The 19,609-nt window shown below is 59.8% G+C and carries 8 protein-coding genes; 4 read left to right on the top strand and 4 right to left on the bottom strand.

Features of this window, described 5'->3' with window-relative positions:
* Positions 1-23: 23 nt before the first annotated feature.
* The 3 genes from F3J44_RS28185 to F3J44_RS28175 all read right to left on the bottom strand — a co-directional run bounded on the left by F3J44_RS28185 (position 24) and on the right by F3J44_RS28175 (position 7,099).
* Positions 24-2,921, bottom strand: a complete 2,898-nt coding sequence (locus tag F3J44_RS28185; RefSeq protein WP_167277745.1) for a hypothetical protein — start codon at positions 2,919-2,921, stop codon at positions 24-26.
* 23 nt (positions 2,922-2,944) lie between these two features.
* Complete coding sequence (locus F3J44_RS28180; protein ID WP_167277744.1) at positions 2,945-5,236, bottom strand: hypothetical protein; 2,292 nt, start codon at positions 5,234-5,236, stop codon at positions 2,945-2,947.
* 87 nt (positions 5,237-5,323) lie between these two features.
* Positions 5,324-7,099, bottom strand: a complete 1,776-nt coding sequence (locus F3J44_RS28175) for a hypothetical protein (RefSeq protein WP_167277742.1) — start codon at positions 7,097-7,099, stop codon at positions 5,324-5,326.
* A 191-nt stretch (positions 7,100-7,290) separates the two neighbouring features.
* On the opposite strand from F3J44_RS28175, the gene F3J44_RS28170 reads away from it, so the two are divergent.
* The 4 genes from F3J44_RS28170 (at position 7,291) to F3J44_RS28155 (ending at position 18,330) form a co-directional block, all read left to right on the top strand.
* The gene (locus F3J44_RS28170) at positions 7,291-12,255 is read left to right on the top strand and encodes an RHS repeat domain-containing protein (protein WP_167277740.1); all 4,965 of its coding nucleotides are present in this window, start codon (positions 7,291-7,293) and stop codon (positions 12,253-12,255) included.
* A gap of 193 nt (positions 12,256-12,448) precedes the next feature.
* The gene (locus tag F3J44_RS28165) at positions 12,449-14,386 is read left to right on the top strand and encodes a hypothetical protein (RefSeq protein WP_167277739.1); all 1,938 of its coding nucleotides are present in this window, start codon (positions 12,449-12,451) and stop codon (positions 14,384-14,386) included.
* Between the two features lie 176 nt (positions 14,387-14,562).
* Complete coding sequence (locus F3J44_RS28160; protein WP_205300229.1) at positions 14,563-16,752, top strand: autotransporter outer membrane beta-barrel domain-containing protein; 2,190 nt, start codon at positions 14,563-14,565, stop codon at positions 16,750-16,752.
* Positions 16,753-16,842: 90 nt separating this feature from the next.
* A complete protein-coding gene (locus tag F3J44_RS28155) occupies positions 16,843-18,330 on the top strand; it encodes a hypothetical protein (RefSeq protein WP_167277737.1) in 1,488 nt (495 codons plus the stop codon).
* Positions 18,331-18,389: 59 nt separating this feature from the next.
* Here F3J44_RS28155 and F3J44_RS28150 read toward each other — a convergent pair whose 3' ends face one another.
* Positions 18,390-19,496 carry a hypothetical protein gene (locus F3J44_RS28150; protein WP_167277736.1) on the bottom strand — a complete coding sequence of 369 codons (1,107 nt, stop codon included), beginning with the start codon at positions 19,494-19,496 and terminating at the stop codon, positions 18,390-18,392.
* Positions 19,497-19,609 lie beyond the last annotated feature (113 nt).

The following is a 19,609-nucleotide window of genomic DNA, read 5'->3' as shown; positions in this document are numbered from 1 at the left end:
CTCCAAACGGGGTGAATTCGCTTTTATTTTGGCTTTACCACATTGAATCTAACTATATCGCGATGCCCCGCCACATCATTTTGGTCATAATAAAAATTCACATGATGCTGATTACCCACTTCATCCAAAAACTTCACCACCATGGATTCCGAGAGGCGCTTGCGATGCTCCGCAGGCATATAGGTTGCGTCCTCCAGCCGATCATTGGTGATGACAAACTCCCCTCTTGAAAAGTGGTTACTGTCAATCGTCTCGCCCCAAGGGTTCGTGATAAAACTTGAGACATCCTCATCTTTGACCCCGCCATTAAGGTCGAACACGATTGCAGGTGTTTCCGGCGTTTCTTCTTGTTCACCGTAAACGGCACCCTGGAACCAATTCTTGAAGATCGAGCCTGTATAACTGACCATTATTTCATTCGGGTGGTCGTTTTCGTAGCGGACCATGCTTTTATTAATATCAGCCTTTACCCCCCAACTTGCAGTACGCCCCAGAAACTCATGCGTCACGAAACTCCCCCCCGCATACTCGAACCTCCAGTAATCGCGGGTTTTCAGGTTGAGCCAATAGTCCTCTGGCTTCCCTGCATCGCCTGCACCCTTTACCCGTTCTGGTACAAACCTGTAATCATCCTTATTATATTCACGCTCCAACGTCCTCGGCGCCACCGTCACCCTGCCATTTTCAGGGTTCTTGTCAGTAGACGAGAACTCTTCGCCGGTATTCTGCTTCTTGAACCTTGCATAGAAGGTCGCACTTCTTGTTTGCGGATCAAGAATATGCAAGTACATATTCACCACAACAGACTTGGCACTTACGCCCCCCCCCGGGGCACTGCCCCCGGCCAGCCTGAACACGTTTCTCGTTGCCCGAACCGCATATTCAGCCAATGTTCCGGTCTGCGCCTCGATGCCCTGAACGCTTTCGTCCAGCACCCTCACTGCCTGATCGCTGTCATTTTCAGCCAGCACGATACTGGCTCTCTCTTTCGGCGTGAGAGGCGCATTTTGTTGCCCTTCCTCGGTGACCGTCTCTACCTCAACTTTCACCTCGATTTGCTGGTAACCGTTGGCGAACGGCTTGGCAGTACTCGACGGCAGCGTAACCGTGAACGTCTGCAGCGTCTTCCATTTGCTTTCGGGCTCTTCTTCCGACAGTTGCAGGAGCTGGTAAGCCCCATTGAAGGTCACCTCATTGCGTTCAAGGTCGCACACCACCGCATCGGCGCCACTGGCCTCACCCCCGCTGGCCGTGTACTTGCCATCTTCTGTGATGCTCCCCGCACCCAGCACCCGCCACCGCTGGGTCGCACCAGGCAATAAGTCACCCTGGTCGAATTCGAACGCCAGCGCTTCGCCTGGCTTGACGCGCTGACCAACGCCGGCACGTGAGGTGGTCTCGGCCAGGTTCAGGCCAGGCACCGGGAACCTCGCATTGACCAGCAGAATGCCTGAGTAAGTCCCCTTCTCCAGCGTGGCCTTCACCCGTTGCAGCGCAATGGGCAAGCGGTTGCTAGCTTTATGAGCGGTAAAGACGGCGCCGTTTTCGCTCGCCGCCAGTTCACCGTAGGCCGGCCCTGCCAGCCCCCATGCAACCTGGCCAGCCCCGGCGTGCCCCGCCAGCAGCGCAACGGGTGCGTCTGGCCACATATAGGTTGCAATGCGTGGCAGCAGCTCCGCTTCTTCAAGCATGACGAACACCCGGGCACTGGCCTTGTATTGCTTTTTATCCTTGATGTAGGTCGCGGTCACGACCACGGTCAAGGTTTCATGGCCCATGTTCGATGCCTTGGCAGCCGTGTATTTGCCGTCGGAAGTGATGCTGCCACTGCTGGCCGGCTGATGGCTGTTCAAGCTCAGTGCAGTCCATCCGCTGGCGGTCAGCTGCGTGCCGTTGGCATCGAGCAGCTGGAAGGCCTGCTCGCCATTGGGCCTCAGCGTCACCAGCGATGGCACAACCCTCAAGGTGCTGCTGAGCGGGGAAATATTGCCAAAAACGGCCAGGTCATGGGGGGTGTCCCGATCGACTTCGTTAAACGTGTGGCTACCCGGGAAGAGCAAGCTGCCGAGAATCTGCAGCTTGCCATCGGCGACATGGTCGAGCAGGCTCTGGGCCACCACCACAGTGGCGGAATAACGCGCATCGCTGCCTTGCTGGTCATCTGGAATGAGGTAGGGGAAATCCGTGCCCGGATGATCGCCGGCCCGGGTGTTGGCCTTTACCTGGATGAACGTCAAAACGGCGCCATCACCAAAGTTTTCAGCCTGTTTGAACTTGGCGCCTGGGGCTGCCTGGGTGCGGATGATGAACGATGTGGGCGTCAGCGGCCCATCACCGACAAAGTCGATCACGCCCAGGCTGAAGGCTGTGCGGTGCGCTGGCAACTGGCTGAACCACGCTTGCAGCTGCTGGTTCAACTCGGCCTGCAAGCCGCCTAGCGGCAGGTTGCAACTGAGCTCGCTGCCACGGGCCAGGTCGAGGCTCACGGTACCGCGAGTGTCCACGCGCCCTTCGACCAACGCCAGGTTTACCGCCATGTCCACACTGAAACCCATGCCCTCGCTCAGGTCGCTGGTGCCGAGCAGGCGTTCTTCTGCGCCGCCATACGTGGCCACCTGCCCACCGATGATGTTCATGTGCAGCGTGGCACGAGAGTCGTTGATCGAGGCGCTTTCAAACGACAGCCGGGGCGTGCCGAACTCGATATTCGACAACTGAACGTACGCACCAGCCTGTTGCGGGTCCTTGAAGCGTGCGAAGAAGTCCGGCAGGTAACGCTCTTCGTGCAGGCGGCTAAGGTACTGCTGCTCCAGCATATTGTTCAGCCGTGCGCGGTCAAACGCGGCCACGGCCCCCCAGCCCAGGGTGATACTGCCGCCCTGCATGCGCGCCAGGATTTCGTCTCGGGAATAACCAGCCATTTGATGTTCCTCCGGGTAGGTGTTCAGCAGCCGGTTTGCGGGGCGGCCACATAGCCTGCGGTCAACAGGCGAAGGGTTCGGCTGTTTTCATCCAGCGGCAAAGGCAGAATGATGTAGCCCTCGAAATTGCCGAAATCCTCCGTTGCCCAACGGGCAGCAATCAGCACGAAGGCTTCATGGCTATAGAAGTCGGGCTCGTAAAGCCCGTTTTCATCCAGGAAACCTGGGCCCTCCAGAGGCAGCCACCACTGCACGCCCTTCAATGGCCGGTTCTGGAAACGTGCCTCCAGCTGTACGCCGTATTCCGGCTGGCCGCTTTCGGCCAGCAATACGGCAAGCTCTGGCACTGTTTGCTCCACCAGCACGTAGGCCTGGGCGCTCTCGCCTGCGCTGTTGGTCGCCGCGATACGGTCGATGATGAACACCGCATCGTCTACACGCTGGCCGGCCTTGTAGGTACGCCCCTGCCCCTGCTCCGCCGGCAGCAAGGTGCCGCTGCCAGGGCCAGGCTGGAGGATTTCCCAGGTAAGCTCAGCGCCGCCGATACTGCCGGCACTCAGTGCAAGGGACTGGCCGGGCTGTGTGACCTGAATGTGCGGGTTCACCGAAACCGCATTGGCCAAAACGGTGACATGCGCCACGCTGCGTGCGTTGGTGGCAGGGTCGGTGGCCACCACCAATACCCGAGCCGGCTTGCCGGCCATGGCGTTGGCCCTCGGTGCCGTGTATTCACCCTGGTCGGTCACCTCGCCCCACACACCTGCGCTGCCTGGCAGCGCCTCCACCGTCCACTTCACACCGGCAACCGGTGTTTCCAGGGTGAACTGCTGCACCTGGCGCTCCTTGAGCAGCACGGCCTTTTGAACAATTCGCACCGTCTGCTCATCACTGCGCAACTCACTGAACAGTGCCAGGTTGTTCGGTGCCTCCACCTGGGCGGTTGCGGGGTCGAAGCGTCCGGTGCCGGCCACACTGAAGGTTTCCAGGCACAGGTCGCCGGTGCGGCCCAACAAGTTGGGTGCCAAGCCGTTGTAGAACCCACGGGTGACCGCGTAGCCGATGAACGCTTCCACTTCGGCGCGCTCGCTTTCGCTAAAGCCAGGAAGCTCGGACACCAGGCGTACGGGTTGGCCCGCGGCAGGTGCCATCACCTGCCCGCGGGTGAGGACCTGCGCTTGATCTTTCGTAGCGCGATCATCCCTCAAGAGCCAGAAAAGGTGATCGAGCGCAAAAGCAACCTCTACCTCTACGATTTCCGCAGCACTGGTGCTTGCTTTCTTACGCGTGTAGGTCAACGTGACCGGCTGCGTCACCTGCCAGCGCTGGTGCACATCGGCACCCGTGAAGTCGACGACCAAGCCGGCGACGCCAAGTTTGAAGGCATCGGACTTGAAGGTGAATGTACTCGTGGAATACTCGGTTTCGGGAATCTCAAGGGCACCGGCCTTACCTTCAATTTGCAGCAGTTGATTGTCCATGTCGTAGCGGTAGTTCAAGGCACCGGCCTCGAACATCGCGTCAATGGCACGGCCGTAGGCCGCCCGCTGCAGGCTGGCCATGTTCATCAGCAGGGTGCCCGACTGGCCGGCGCCGATGTCCGCAGGCAGCAGGAACGGGAAGCCTTCGCCAGCGCCTGGCAGGCCGCCAATGCTTGAATGCTTCGTGGCCGCGAACATCAACAGCGCTTGGCGTTTTTCGTCTGCACTGAGCCTGGTGGTGGCCGAGATATGGCGGATGGCCAGGAAGTCATTTTCCGGCACCTGCAATTGCCCAGCCAGTGGATAGCGCCGTTGCGCTGCGCTCAGGGTTTCGAGCTTGCGTTGGAAGAAGCGCCCTGCCTCCAATTGCTCGGTGGGGGGCATTCGCGAGTCGAATCGGTGGCCCTCCCCCTCGGCCAGGTCGAGCAACAAACCGCCCTCCTTGCCATCGAGCAGTTGGGTGTAGGTCAGTTGCGCAGGATCCAGCGCATCGAAACGGTACAAGGCGCGCACCTTTTGTGGTTTTTCGACCGTGGTGCGCGTGCCTTCCACATTGATGGCGACGTTGACCGTGGGCCGTGCCTCGCTTGCCCAGCCAAGGGTTAGCGCAGGGGCCGCCAAGCGCATGTTGCTCACGCAATGCTGTATGTTCAGCCCGCCAATATCGTATTCGCCTTCCAGGTCGGCAATATTGTCGCCCGCTTGCCAGCGCACCAACTGGGCCTGCGTCAGGCCGGGGTTGAGTTGTTGAGTATCGACGGCAACAATCAAGTCCCAACCCAGCAACTCAGGGTTGTTGTGCATCCACGTGATAACTGCATCTTTATCTTCAGCCATGATTCACTCCTGAGGCGTTGGGCATACGCCTGCACCGGGGTCACAGGCACCCACGGGCTCATCCAGCGCGTACGCAATGGCGGAAATCTATTTAACCAATTGCAAGCTGACGAGGGGGAACGGTTTAAACGTCTTCCCACCGTCGAAACTCACTGCAACATTAATATCGAACTGCGCATTCAATGGCATGTTCGCCACGTCTGCTGCCAGCATTTGCTCAAGCACTTCTTCGTTATCAAATTCTTGCTCGGTCACCGGGCTATCATCTCGCAACACATATCTCTGGTTATTCGCATCCACGACCGTAATGCGCAGCAGCTGGCCAACGCCAATCAATACCCAGTAGCTCAAACTCAATGACAACGCCCCCTTCTGCATGACCTGCTCCAACGAAACATCCTTGGAAAAATCAGGCGCCTGAATATGTGGGAACATGGTTGTCGGCAGGTCCTCTATATAGACCCGCGTGGTATCAGATTGATAAGGATCGCCCCCATCCAGGCTCACGGTGTAATAAACAGCAACCACCTTGCCCAAATTGGCAGGCAACTCGCTGGTGGGAATTGGAAATACGTAAGTGCGTTTGGGGTCGGTTTGATATTTTCCGAACCCGTCCCAATGCATGATGAACGAAGGTTCTTTTCCGGGCGGCAGGTCTAAGTTTTCCGGCACCTGAGTCTGGATACCGTTGATCAGTTGCCGACCACTGACTTTCCACTCGTAGCCCTCACCGGTAGCCGCAATGGCCCCGTCTACGCTGGGGCCGGCCAGCTCCAACTTGTCTTTGACCGTGACCTTGCGGAGTTCAGATCGGCCGTCTACGCCTGGGCCGCCAAAGTGGTAGCTGAAGGTCAGCTTGTCGTCGAAGTGGCTCTTCAGCCACTGCGGTTCCAGTATGAAACTCAGCCGGCCGCTGTCTGCGCTGCTGGCATCGAGCAAGATCGCCCGGCTTTGCGCAGCCTGCTTGTCGGATTCGATCAGCAACGCCACGCCATCACCGCCCCGCAGCCCTTCATACCGGGGGATCTCGACCACCAGCCCATTGGGGAATTTTGGCGGGTCGATTATGTCGCCCTCCAGGCCAACCAGAATCGGCGCAGGGTGCAACGTCACTGGGCCATCAGGCTCGCTAAGCACAATCAGTTGCTGAACGGCAGAAGGCGTGGGCCTGATCCCATCTATATAACTGACCTCGTAATACACGTAGCACGCCAGGCCGACAGCCTGGGCCACTTCATTATTGGGCAAGGGGAACTCGACAGCGCGCCCAACTTGCTCGGCATCGTCAAGCGTGACCCGCGCACTCCAATCGATAATGCGCAGGGGCGGATCGATCTCCATCAGCCAGCCCTCAAACGTGAATACAATCGAATCACCCACCGCCATGGCCTGGTAGGGCAACACCACCAACTGTGCATCGTTACCGTCAAGTGTTTCGAGGTCGACTTTCAGTTCATGCGACTGTTGAACCTGCAGCACCGGCAAGCCGAGTGTTCCAACTTCTTTACCATTGACATAGAAAAATTGGCGCAGGGATTGCTCGCCGGGCTCACCGTCGTCATCAATGTGAAAGGAATAGAACACCCACCCGCCATCGAGTGGCGCCAAGAATTCATTGGCAATTTCCACCCGGAAGCGGTTCTGATCGTCAAGTTCCGAAACCTGAAACCCTTCCAGGGTTCTGTCGAAAGGAACATCCGCCGCAGAACAGCCCCGCCAGTTTGGGTAAACCATGTCGCCCACCTGGATGCCGTCATACGTTATATAGGTTTCCAGCGCGTCGTCGCCCACATCCGCCAACAACAAATTTCGCGAGGCCATATTGAGTAACGGAATCTCAGGCTTGGGTAAGTCGACACTCATGATGATGCTCCAAGGCCGTGCGGCGTATTGAACCTGACGCCTTTTTTACGCCCCTGCAGCACCTGCCGAAACTGGCAGTTTTACTAGGTGTCGGCGGCGGCCCAACTTGTTAAGTTCGGCGAAAGCCCCACGCCCCATGCCCCTTGCATGGCGACTGTGTCTATTCGCTGCTGCCGATGGAGTTGCACACCATGATTGCCAGACTGCCAAACGATGCCGCCCTGCATTCCGACGCCATGAATTTCATGAGCTTTACCCAGGCCGGCGTCGACCCGCGCACAGGCCAGTACACCATCCGCCTGGATTTGCCAGCACTCAAGGCCAACGACCTGCGCGATATCGACTTCCCCTTGGTACTGGCTTTCACCCCACTGGCCAATCTGGACCGCGGCTATGGCCTGGGCTGGAACCTGCAACTGTCCCAATTCAACCCCAACGACAACATGCTCACGCTGCACACCGGTGAGTCGTTTCTGGTCACGGGCGAGAACAGCGGTAACCAGCGCCTGGTCATGCTCGAACAGAAACTGCAAAGCTTCCACGCCTACCGGGTGGGCAACGACAGCTACCGTATCGTGCACCGCTCCGGGCTCGTCGAGTTGCTGGAGATGCGCGGCAGTGGTACCGGCCGGCGTGCCATGCCAGTGCTGGTGGCCTCACCACTGGGGCATTCGCTGACGCTTGAGTACAAACCCTTCGGTAACGGTTACGAACACCTTGAAACCATTCGCCAAGCCGACGGGCTGCCGGTGTTCGACATCTCACTCGCTGATTCCTTGGTGACCCTGGCCTATAACCCGATGGCAACAAACGGCCCCACCGCCACCTACAAGCTGCATACCCCCAATACCGAAAAGCGGGTTGAACGTATCGAGCTACCCAGCAGCGACAAGGCGGGCTGGACCTTCGAGTACCGCAAAGTGCGGGACCTGTGGTGCGTGGACCACGTGACGACGCCCGCCGGCGCCACTGAAAAGCTGTTCTACGACGATAACGGGCACCTGTTCCCCGGTAACCAATACCCCGCGCTGCCCAGGGTGACCAGCCACCAGGTGACGCCGCAAAGCGGGGGGCAAACCGTCGACTACCGCTACACCTACCCCAACGACCCGAGCAACCCGGTACTCCACAACTTCCTGGGTTACGGGTTGAACATCAGCTGGACAGAAGCGCCAGGGCGGGATGCGCTATACCAGTACATTGGCGAATACAGCTACGGCTCAGTGGTGGCTGTGCATGTGCAAGGCAGTGCAACGCCGCTTCGCACCACCGAGCGACGCTACAACCAGTTGCACTTGCTAACACTGGAAAAAGTCACCCAGGGTGACAACGTGCTGCAAACCGTCACCGAATACGATTTGGACCCGAGCAAGCCCTTTGCCGAGCAGCGCTCCACTTGCCAACTGCCAACCCACAGCAAGCGTACCTGGTGGCATAAGACCCAGAGCAGCCTGCAACGCACGGAAACCGAGACGCGCACCTACGATGAGCAGGGCAATCTGGAGAGCCTGGAAAAACCCAACCAGGTGAAGGAGTTCAACGTATGGTGGCCTGCCAGTGGCGCTGAAGAGCACCCCGCCGACCCGGAAGGCTTCGTGCGCCACTTGAAGTCGAAGACCATCACACCAGCCCCCCACGAAGGGATGGGCAGCAAAGCTGCGACGCTGGTGCAGCGGTATGAATACATGACCTTGCCGGCGCTGGCGCTGGGTAAGCTTTCGCTGAACCCGTGCCACCTGCTCTTCAGTGAAACCCTTAGCGAAATCGTCGGCGACCAGGAAACCGAGCTGGAAAGAACCGAGTACACCCACACCGACAAAGTCGATGTTCCGCTGCGCCATGGCCGCGTGCAAATGCGCACGGCCACCCGCGCCAACACCTTCACCATCACCACTTACACAGTTGAAAAACCCGAAGCGCTCGGCATCCTCAAAACCCAGGAAACCACCATAGGCTTCGACGGTAAAACGGCCACTGTAGCGCGCCACGAGGCGTTGCTAACCGGCCATGTGACCTGGCGCCAGAACGCCGACGGCGTGCAAAGCGAATTCGAATACGACGCCCTGGGCAGGCCCCTGAGCGAAACCGTTGCCCCCGGCACCGAGTACGAGGCCAAGCGCACCTGGCAGTACTTCCTCAATGCCAATACCCTGCTAACGGACGCCTCCCCACCCGCCGCCGAAGCGCCTGGGCAAGCGGCCACGGATGAGCACGGCATTACCACCCGTACCTACATTGATGGCTTGGGCCGCACGACGCGAAGCGCCCGCGACAAGGTCGACGAGCAGCAGCCCAGCGCGCTGTTCGAGCAGTACAAGGCCCGCTACGACGGCCTGGGCAACCTGGTCGAGGAAACCGAAATCGATCTGCTGGGCGATCGCCTGGACGCTGAAAAGCGCACCCTGACCACCACCCACAGCTACGATGACTGGGGCCAACGCAACTGCACCACCGGCCCCGATGGCGTGGCGCACTATGAGCAGACAGACCCCATTGGCGGCACCACCGCCAAGGGGCCGGTGATCACCCGTTGGAACAAGAGTGCCCAGGGCGACAAGGTGTCAGGGCACTCGCGCACCTTCATGAACCTGTTCGAAAAACCCACGCAGGTTGAACGGCTCGATGCCAGTGGCAAGGTGCTGGCCGCCACCAGCAACCGCTACGATGGTTTGGGGCGCTGCATCGAGGCCGTTGATGAACGCCATAACAAGACGGTTTACACCTACGATGCCCGTGACCGCGTGCTCAGCTCCACGCTGCCTGACAGCACCAAGCTTGAGTACGCGTATGCAACGCACAGCAGCGAAAACCACCCTGTTGCCCTGACGGTCACGCCGATGGGCAAAACCAAAGAAAAGAAAACCATCATCAACCAAACCTTCGATGGCCTGTTGCGCCTGGCCACGCGCGAGGTTGGCGCACGCCTGGAAACCTACCAGTACGAAAGCACCCACACGCGCCCGAGCAGCCTTACAACGCCGAGCGGAACGCCGATCGCGTTCGACTATGCCATCAACCTCAGCCCGCTGCCCACGCTGAACGATGCCCCGGACGACAAGGCCACGTTCGCCTACCACCCAATCAGCGCCGCCCTGCGCACAGCCACCAACGCCGAGGGCACACGCAGCTTTGACTACAACCTTTCCAACCAGCTCATCAGCGAAACCTGGGCACCGGCTGGCACCGATAAAAGCTGGGTGACACGCCATGACTCTTCACTGGCGGGCCTGCAGCTCAAACGCACCGACCCAGGCCAACAGACGCTGGTTCACAGCTACGACGCCCAGGCCCGCCTCCAGACCACCCGGCAAGGCCAGGTGCAGGCGACCTTCGAATACGACAACCTGGGCCGGTTGGAGTCAACCACCACCCAGAACCTCGCCAGCGGCGGCGCAACGTCGGTGACCCGGCTGGCGTACGACGACCAGGACCGTGAAATCACTCGGCATGAGAAGGTGGGCAACCTGCCAGAGCGGGTACTGGTGCAAGCCTGGGGGGATGATGACCTGCTCAAGGAACGCACGCTGAGTGAAAATGGCGTGGCACTGCTGCACGAGAAATTCGCCTATGACCCGCGCATGCGCCTCACCGAGCATGAGTGCGAGGGCTCCCAGTTGCCGCTCGACCCGTTGGGCCGGCCCTACACAAAGGTAATCATGAGCCTGGACGGTTACGACAACGTCACCTTGTCGACCTACACCATCAAGGGCATTACCGGCCCGCAACGCGTCGTATACAGCTACGCCGAAAACGACCCTTGCCAGCTGGTAAAGATCCAGTACGTAGGGAGCCAGCCTGGCACGCAGGCGTTCACCTACGACGCCGACGGCAACCTGGAAAAAGACGAACAGAACAACACCCTGAAATACGACCTGCAGGGGCGGCTGCTGACGGTAACTGGCGCCAGCGCCGCGCCCTTGGCCAGCTACCGCTACGACGCCAGCGGTGACCTGCACACCCGCGAAGCCGCTGGCCAGGCGCCGCAGATGCTGTTCTTCGAGGCAGACCGCCTGGCGCTGGCCATTCACGATGCGCTGGCCGAGGGGGCGAGCACGCAATTGCTGTATGCCGGTGAACAACCGCTGGCCCAGCAAAGCATTGGCGATGCCAGCCAGACCCTTCTGCTGCAAAGCAACATGAGCGGCTCCGTACTGGCCGAATACCGCGGCGCCAGCCTGCAAAGCCGCACCTATGCCGCCTATGGTGCCCAGGCCGAACCACAACCAGGCCAGGGGCTTTTGGCCTTCAACGGCGAGCTGCGCGAGCCGGGCACCGGCTGGTACCTGCTCGGGCGTGGCTACCGGGCCTACAACCCAGGGCTGATGCGCTTCCACAGCCCCGACGCGCTTTGCGCCCTGGACGAAGGCGGTTCGCTCAACCCCTACGTGTACTGCAATGGCAACCCGATCACCCTGCGCGACCCGACCGGCCACAGCGCCGAAGGATACGCCACCGGGCGCCTGCGCCGCCCGGACGAGGACAACCCGCTGGCGCTGGGCGGGACTCAGCCGCGTGAAACGGGCGGAGGCGGGCCTGGCTGGGGGTTCTGGCTTGGCATCGGCCTTTCGTTGATTGGCCTGATCGTTCCCGTGGCGGGCCTCGCCTATGCAGCTATCGCTACCACTACCGCGATTACTGCCACCATGATTGCTACAACGGCCGCAACAACGGTGCTTTCGGCGGTATCGATCGGTACAGGGGTCGCGGCCGCCTATAAGCAGGACCAGGGGCTGGAAACCGCTTCGAACATTACCGGTGCGCTGGCGTTCATCCTCGGGCTGGGGAGCTCACTCTTTAGCGCGGCAGGGAAGGCGGCGACAGCGGCGGGGGCGGCTAGCAGGTCGGGTTCTGTAGCGAGCGCGGTAAGCAGAGCAGGCTCAATGTCATCCACCGCAACGCAGGCTAGTTCACTTGGCAGGGCCTCCCAGGTGTCGAACACCATACGCACAATGACCCGGTCTCAACCCAGTAAATTCGCGTTTCATCCTATGCGCATCAACCGATCAATGAACCCCAGACTGGTCATAATTGCAAATCGCACAATGCCAGCTGATAAACTTCCGGGAGCACTGGCTTCCCGAATGCTAAGCCAAGTACCCGGGTATCGTAGTTTGGCTCCTGTTAACTCTGCTTCCCCTGCCACCCGATTTAGTTGACATCAAGTGCAGCGCAGAGCACAAGCTCTGCGCTGTTTCAATCACCTAGATCCTACTGTAGAAACACCTAGTATTTTTGCCAGTAGCGCCCCCTCTCTCCCCCTCTTACTCTTATCCCCATGGGCCCCGCCCTGCGCAGCGGAACGCTTTCCCTCCTCGCGCCACCTATGTCCCCCTTGGGAGTCAACCAACCATGAACGATTTACCGCACATCGGCAACCGGCTGGAACTTGCTGAACGCACGCGTCGGGAATACAAGCTGGCGCGTGCCATCCGCCTGGCTTCGGGCCCCACGGCAGGTGCCCCACCAGAAGTGAGGGATATCGCTGACACCGATGACGGCACGCTGTATCGCGCCGCTGTGGACAAGGACATGACGGTATGGATCCCGAAAGGTAGCAACTTCTTCGATGGCAGTACGTTGACCCTGCAAGTTGACCGCGGTCAAGATTTTGAGCATGTAGGCGATCCTATCACCATCGACAGTAGCACCCAATATCCAGTGCCCATGACGCTGCCAAAAAAGGCAATGTTGGAAGAAGGCACTTTTGAGCTGCGCTACCAAATCTCACTTGAGAACACCAGCGAATCTGACGCTGTAACACTTCGCGTTGACAGAACTCCGCCCTGGGGGAGCAGTAATCCACCGTATGTTGAGATGGATACCGCCCTCATCACCGATGCCTACCTCGCCAGCCACCCCGCCGGTATCGAAGTCACGCTACCTGCCTATGACGATCAGAAAGGCAACGATATGGCGTACCTGTGGTTCGCCAGTAACATCAATGACCTCGGCGAGCCTACACTCATATCACCAGTACCTGCTGATCGTAAGTTCGTGATCAAGGTCGAAGATGCGAAGGCTTGGAAGGATGGTCCTTTGTACGTGCTCTACCGCCTAATGGATATCGCCGGGAACATAAGTGAACAATCGCTGTATTACAAGCTCAGCATTGCCTTGGGCACATTGCCGACAAACTTGAAAAAACCCGTCGTCCCGCTGGCCGCCGACGGGCTGCTTGACCTGGAAGATGCCCGCACCGGTGTAATCGTGGAGATTCCAGAATTCGATAACCCCAAGGCTACCGACACCCTGGCGGTTACCTGGGGGAATACCTCGCTTCCCCCGCAAACCATCGGCACCCAAACGCCGCCCTACGAGGTCCAGATACCTAATTCAATATTGCGTGATGAATACCGTGGCAACACCGGGGCGGTTGATCTGGCAGTGAGCTACACGGTCCTGCGCGGCGAAGAAGTTTTCGGCCCTGAATCCGACACCATCAAAGTCGACTTTTCTGTCGTTGGCCCCGTCCAACCCGACCCGGATTGGCCTGACCCGATCAATGCCAAGCTGACGCCTTGCGAAGTACGTGGCAACGTATCAGATCTGAAGAATGAACTTACCCGTGCTGACAACAAGCTGGACGCCACGTTGTCATTCGAGCCGTATGAAAACATCAAGGACGGCGAAATCGTAAGGTTCTACTGGAACGACGTTCATGTGACCGGTGCGGACTATACCGTTGACACCTCCGCGCCGGCACCGTGGACAGTCAGTATTCCATGGGCCTACATCGAAGAGACTGGCAACACAGACGACTTGCCCGTGCAATACGGCATCTGGGACAAAAACCTTACCAACGAACAACGCTCACCTGTCACCCATGTGAAGGTGAACGCGGTGGTGACGGTCGCACCTCAGCCCAGCTTCGAGGGTTTGGGGCCCACCGGAGCACTCAACTGCAATTCTCTGGTAGATCCCAATGATCCTGCTGCAGAGCCGGCGTTCCGGGTATCGGTGCCCGACCTGACGGCTTTTGGCCTCAAGGCTGGGGATACGGTGAACATGGTCTGGACCCCTTACCAAGACGAAACCGGCGGCACACCAATCACGGGCGCTACGCTCGAAGAGGCCATCGTCCTAGGCCCCGATTTTCCCGTCACCGGCTTTGTCTGGCGTGTGGAGCCTTACGACAAACATATCTTGCCGATCTATCAGCTGGACATTCTGTACGGCCGAGGGGAAGTGACCTACTCCTTCGACATGAAGGGTGAAAAGGTCGACTCGGAACTTCTTTCGGCGAAGGTTGCCCTTGGCCTGGGCGGGGGTACAGCGTGCAAAGTCTGAAGTGAGTGCAACAGGGGTGGGGAACCCGTTCATCACCCCTGCTGACATCAGACTTATCCATTTGGATGTCAGGCTTTTCCTACATAGATATAAGAGATTTCTCCGTAAGTTGCAGGCAGCAAAGTTCCTACATCTTTAACTACCTTTTCTTACAACTTACCCGAGAGAAATCCACCATGCGCTGCCCTCCCTCTTCAATCGCCAAACGCACCACCCTGGCCCTGGCCCTGGCGGCCGCCACCGCCCTGATGCTTGCAAGCGCCCCGGTGCAAGCCCAGGCCGTGCGCACCGACACCACCCTGGACGCCAGCACCCCACTGGACCGCTACCAAGTGTTCGGCGTAACCCTCACTGCCAACGGCGCCAGCACCCAGGAAATCCAAGCCGAAACCGGCTCCACGCTAAACCTGACGGGCACCCGCGTCACCGCCAGTGCGGGCGCTGCCGGGGTGATTCTGTTGGGCAGCCAGGCCACCATACGCAACAGCCAGATCGTCAGCCCGGTCAACCAGGGCCTGTTGGTGAGCCAAGGCAGCAAGGCCGATGTGTTCGACAGCAGCATCACCGGCACCACCCGAGGCTCCATTGTTTCCCAAAGCACCCTGAACCTGAACAACTCCCAAGTCACAGGAACCGCAGGCAACGGTATCGAGCTGATCGGCGGCACGCTGAACGCCAGTAACCAGAGCGTGATCCAGGGCAGCACCAACGGCATCACGCTGGCCAACAGCCGCACCGAGGACAACGGGCCAAGCACCCTGGTGCTGGACAATGCCAGCGTCACCGGTGAAAGCGGCGCGGCCATTCTGGTCAGCGGCGCCGCGTTCGGCGGCAGCGGTGTCGCCAGTGGCACTGTCGAGATCCGCAACGGCAGCACCCTGAGCGCTGGCAATGGCAGGCTGGTGTCGGTGGCCAGCGATGGCGATGCCAGCATCCGGGTAGACAACAGCCACTTGCAGGGCGACATCATCGTCGACCAGGGCGGGCGCGCCGATGTCACCCTGGACAACGGCGCCACCCTGCAAGGCCGGCTGGAAAACAGCGAACGCCTGACCGTGGGCAACCAGGCAGAATGGACCATGGTCGGTGACAGCCAGCTCAATACCCTGGCCATGAACGGCGGCGCGGTGAAGCTCAGCGCCACCCCTGGCACGTTCAATACCCTGACCGTCAACAACCTCGAAGGCGCCGGCACCTTCAAGATGGGCGTGGACTTTGCCACCGGGCAAACCGACCACCTCGACGTCACCGGCACCGCCACCGGCAACCATCAACTGCTGGTCAGCAGCAGCGGCACCGACCCGCAAGCTGAAAGCAGCCTGCACCTGGTGCACACCGCTGCCGGCGGCGCTACCTTCGGCCTGCTGGGCGGCCCGGTCGACCTGGGCGCGTTTTCCTACAACCTGGTTCAACAAGGCAACGACTGGTACCTGGACACCACCACCCGCACCGTAAGCCCCGGCACGCAAACGCTGATCGGCCTGTTCAACAGCGCCCCCACCGTGTGGTACGGCGAACTGAACACCCTGCGCAGCCGCATGGGCGAAGTGCGCAACGACACCGGCAAGGCCGGCGCCTGGGTGCGCAGCTACGGCAACAAGTTCAACGTCTCGTCGGCGGCCGGTACCGGTTACCAGCAAACCCAGCAAGGTATGTCGTTCGGCGTGGATACACCGCTGCCGGTGGGGGATGGCAACTGGCTGGCCGGGGTCACCGGCGGTTACAGCAAGTCTGACCTGAGCATGGCCCGCGGCGCTTCCGGGAATGTCGACAGCTACCACGTTGGCGCCTACGCCACCTGGCTGCAGCCGCAAACCGGCTACTACGTGGATATCGTCGGCAAGCTCAACCGTTACCAGAATGAAGCCAACGTGCAACTGAGCGACGGCCAGCGCACCAAAGGCAGCTATGACAACAGCGGCGCAGGCGTGTCGGTGGAAGCAGGCCGGCACTTCAAGCTGGCCGACGGTTACTTCGTCGAACCCTTCGCGCAAGTGGCCGGCATGGTCGTGCAAGGCAAGGACGTGACCCTGGACAACGGCATGCGCGCCCATGGCGACCCGGCCCGTTCGCTGCAGGCCAAAGTCGGGGCCACCGCCGGGCGCACCCTGGACTTCGGCAACGGGCGTAGCGTGCAGCCTTACCTGAAGGTGGCGGCGGTGCACGAGTTCGCCAACGACAACGACATCAAGGTGAACGGCAATCGCTTCGCCAACGACCTGTCCGGCTCGCGTGCCGAACTGGGCGCAGGCGTTTCGGTGGCCTGGGCCGAACGTTGGCAGGTGCATGCCGACGTCGATTACAGCAACGGCGACAAGATCGAGCAGCCATGGGGGGTGAGCCTCGGCGTGCGCTACAGCTGGTGATTCAACGCAACGGGCTCCCGTGTCTGGTGCCAGTAGGCCTTCGCCTGCAAGGCATCAGGCACGGGAGCCTGTTTTATCCTGGAGAGCGACATGAGCACATCGAAGCCGCGGCAACCTGAACACCCACAGGCCAATGTATCAGCCAGCTTTGCGTTATCCCCTCCCAACGTGATCGGGCTGCTACCGGATATCCCCGACGGCCAACCCCACTTGCTGCCCACGCCCGCCACAGCGTTGCCGCTGCGGGTCGAGTTCCAGATGTGGTCGAACAGTTTCCCCGAGCCCGGTGCCCCTGACACCCTCACGCTCTACCTCTCCAACAAACTTGTCGATAGCAAAAGCTGGGAAGCACCCGTCCAGCCGGAGGATCTGTTCATCAATATACCGCCCAAGTCGCTCACCGATGGCGAGCACGAACTGACCTACAAGGTTGTGCTTGCATCGAGCAACGAAGAAACCTCTGTGCCATACATCATGACGATCGACAAGATTCCGCCCGCCCTCCCTTTCAAGAACAGCATTGAATTTCCCAAGGAAGTGGGGCAAACCGGGGTAACCGAAAAGTACCTCAAAGCCCACGGCGACCGGTTGATGGGTACCTTCCCGCCCTACCAGGGCGCAATCCCCGGCGACGAGCTGGTCACCTACTGGAGCGTCGCCCCTGGAGCGCTGGATAATGAAGAAGTCGAACGCAGGATGCTGAGCAAGGACGAGCTCAGTGCCGACATTGTCGTGACCTTTTCCGGCGCGGCCATCAGGGCCGCAGGTGACGGCCTGCGGTTTGCGTCTTACCGAATATTCGACCGTGCACAGAATGCCGCGCAAACCTCAACCGCGAAAAACCTCATGGTCGAGGCCCAGCCCGTCGCCCGGTTGCTGAAGGCACCAACCCTGAAGGAAGCCATCGGTGGGCTTACTGGCAGCACCTTGCAACCGACCGCTGCCGCAGCCGGTGCAACCTTGGTCGTCCCTGCTGATGTGGAAATCGAAGACGATGAGAGGGTCACCGTGTTCTGGAACACACCTGGCGAACCGGGCGCCTATTCGTCCAGCCAGCCCCTGCAGGCCGGCGGCAGGGAATACCGCATACCTGCTGCCAACGTTGCCCTGAGCTCAGGCCATACCTTCCCGTTATTCTATACACTCACCGGCCCAGAGGAGGAGTTGACCTCGGACCCGCACACGCTCAGGGTACTCACGGTTTCCAACTTGCCCACGCCCAGTTGCGACAAAATCACCGGCAGCTACCTGAGCATCGGCCATGTGGGTAGCGAGGGCGCGGCAGTTTCAGTGCCCGCCCAGGCAAGCGATCCGGCCTGGCCGCTTATCGCCACCACCCAACACACCAAGATGAGCCTGTGGGGGGTTAATGCAGACGACGGCGAAAACCTGCGCATTGATTTCCCACCACAGCCGGTCAAGAACGCCACCGGAACGGTGGACATCGGCATGATTACCCAAGCGGACTTGCGCAAATTCGCCATCAATCATGACCTGGATATCGAAGTGTTCGTCACCTTCGATGGCCAGAAAACCTGGCAGCCGTTCAAGGTATTGAAGCCGTTGCTGGTAGCCTGACGCCTGAAACGACAAGGCCGCTGGCATCACTGCCCGCGGCCTTGTCGTTGCTCTGCGCTTCAGTTCAAGGCGCGAATTTCCCGTAGCTGGCCCCCCGGCAGCATCTCCACCGTACCTGGCAATGCACGGTCCGCTTCAGCCAAGGGCAGTGGCAGGATGATGTAGCTCATGAACACACCGAGAATGTCTGTATCCCAGGCCGCCTGCACGACCACGAAGCGGTCCAAGGCCGATTTGTCGGCTTGGTACAGGCCGGTATCAGGGTCAACCTTGCCAGCGCCTGCCAGGATGGACCACTGTGACGGCTTCTCCAATTGCTTGTGCTTGCTGACAAGTTGCACTGAACCCGCGCCCACGTTCATTTCACTGACTTCCACTACCAACCCAGTGTTACTGACAGTGTTGATAATGTAGCTGGTCACCGAGGTTCCCCCGTGGGTGACGGTAATTTCGTCCAGCACCTGATCGGGTAGATTGTCTTGATCTTCGAATTCTTTGGGCGGCCTCGGCGTATAGGTTACGTTCTCACCCTGGTTGGCGCTGAGTGTACCCTGGGTACCGGTTTGCTTGATGGCCCAAGTATAGTCGCCGCTGCCAACCCCGCCGGCCTTCAGCGCCACGGGAACCTCCGAAGCGGTGGCCTGCACCAGGGGGTTGATATTCACCGCCACCCTGAGAATGGTCACCATGGCGACACTGTAGAACGTATCCTCAGCGTTGGTGACAACGATACGCACGCGGGTGAAGTTGCCTTCGAAGGTGGCGGGGGCTTTGTACAGGCCGGTTTTACTGTCGATGGTGCCAGCCGCGTTACCCCCGCCAACGGCCTCCACGCTCCAAACCGGGTTGGTGCCACCACCCAGCTGGAACTGGAATTCGCTGCCCGCCAGCATCAGATGCTCGACCGGGCTGATCTCCGCCCCGAGTTGCCGAGGTGCGAGATTACCGAAGGTTGCGTAGTCGCGGTTAAAACCTGCCTGCTTCAAAGCGACAACTTGGTTAAAGAGCACAGAGAAGCTCATCCACGTGAAAGGGTCAGGATTATGACTCTCGAACCCAGCGTCAAGCGAATGCAACAAACCACCTGCACAGGCCGGCCCATACACATCCCAATCGGGAGAGTCTTTAGACCTGGTAGCGAAGCGAATGGAATGTAAGCGCTCCATGAACCCCACCTATCCAAAGATGGGCGAGCGCTTAGCTATGCAAATGAGGCGTGCAGTTCCACGGCAGCAAGGCTTCGTAATCATCCACTGAGCACGCCTGCGGCAGGCGTTCC

This window comes from Pantoea sp. Tr-811 (assembly GCF_011752535.1).
In the GTDB taxonomy this organism is placed as follows: Bacteria; Pseudomonadota; Gammaproteobacteria; order Pseudomonadales; family Pseudomonadaceae; genus Aquipseudomonas.
Note: the sequence above shows the minus strand (reverse complement) of the source record. Positions and strands in the feature narration are given on the sequence as shown.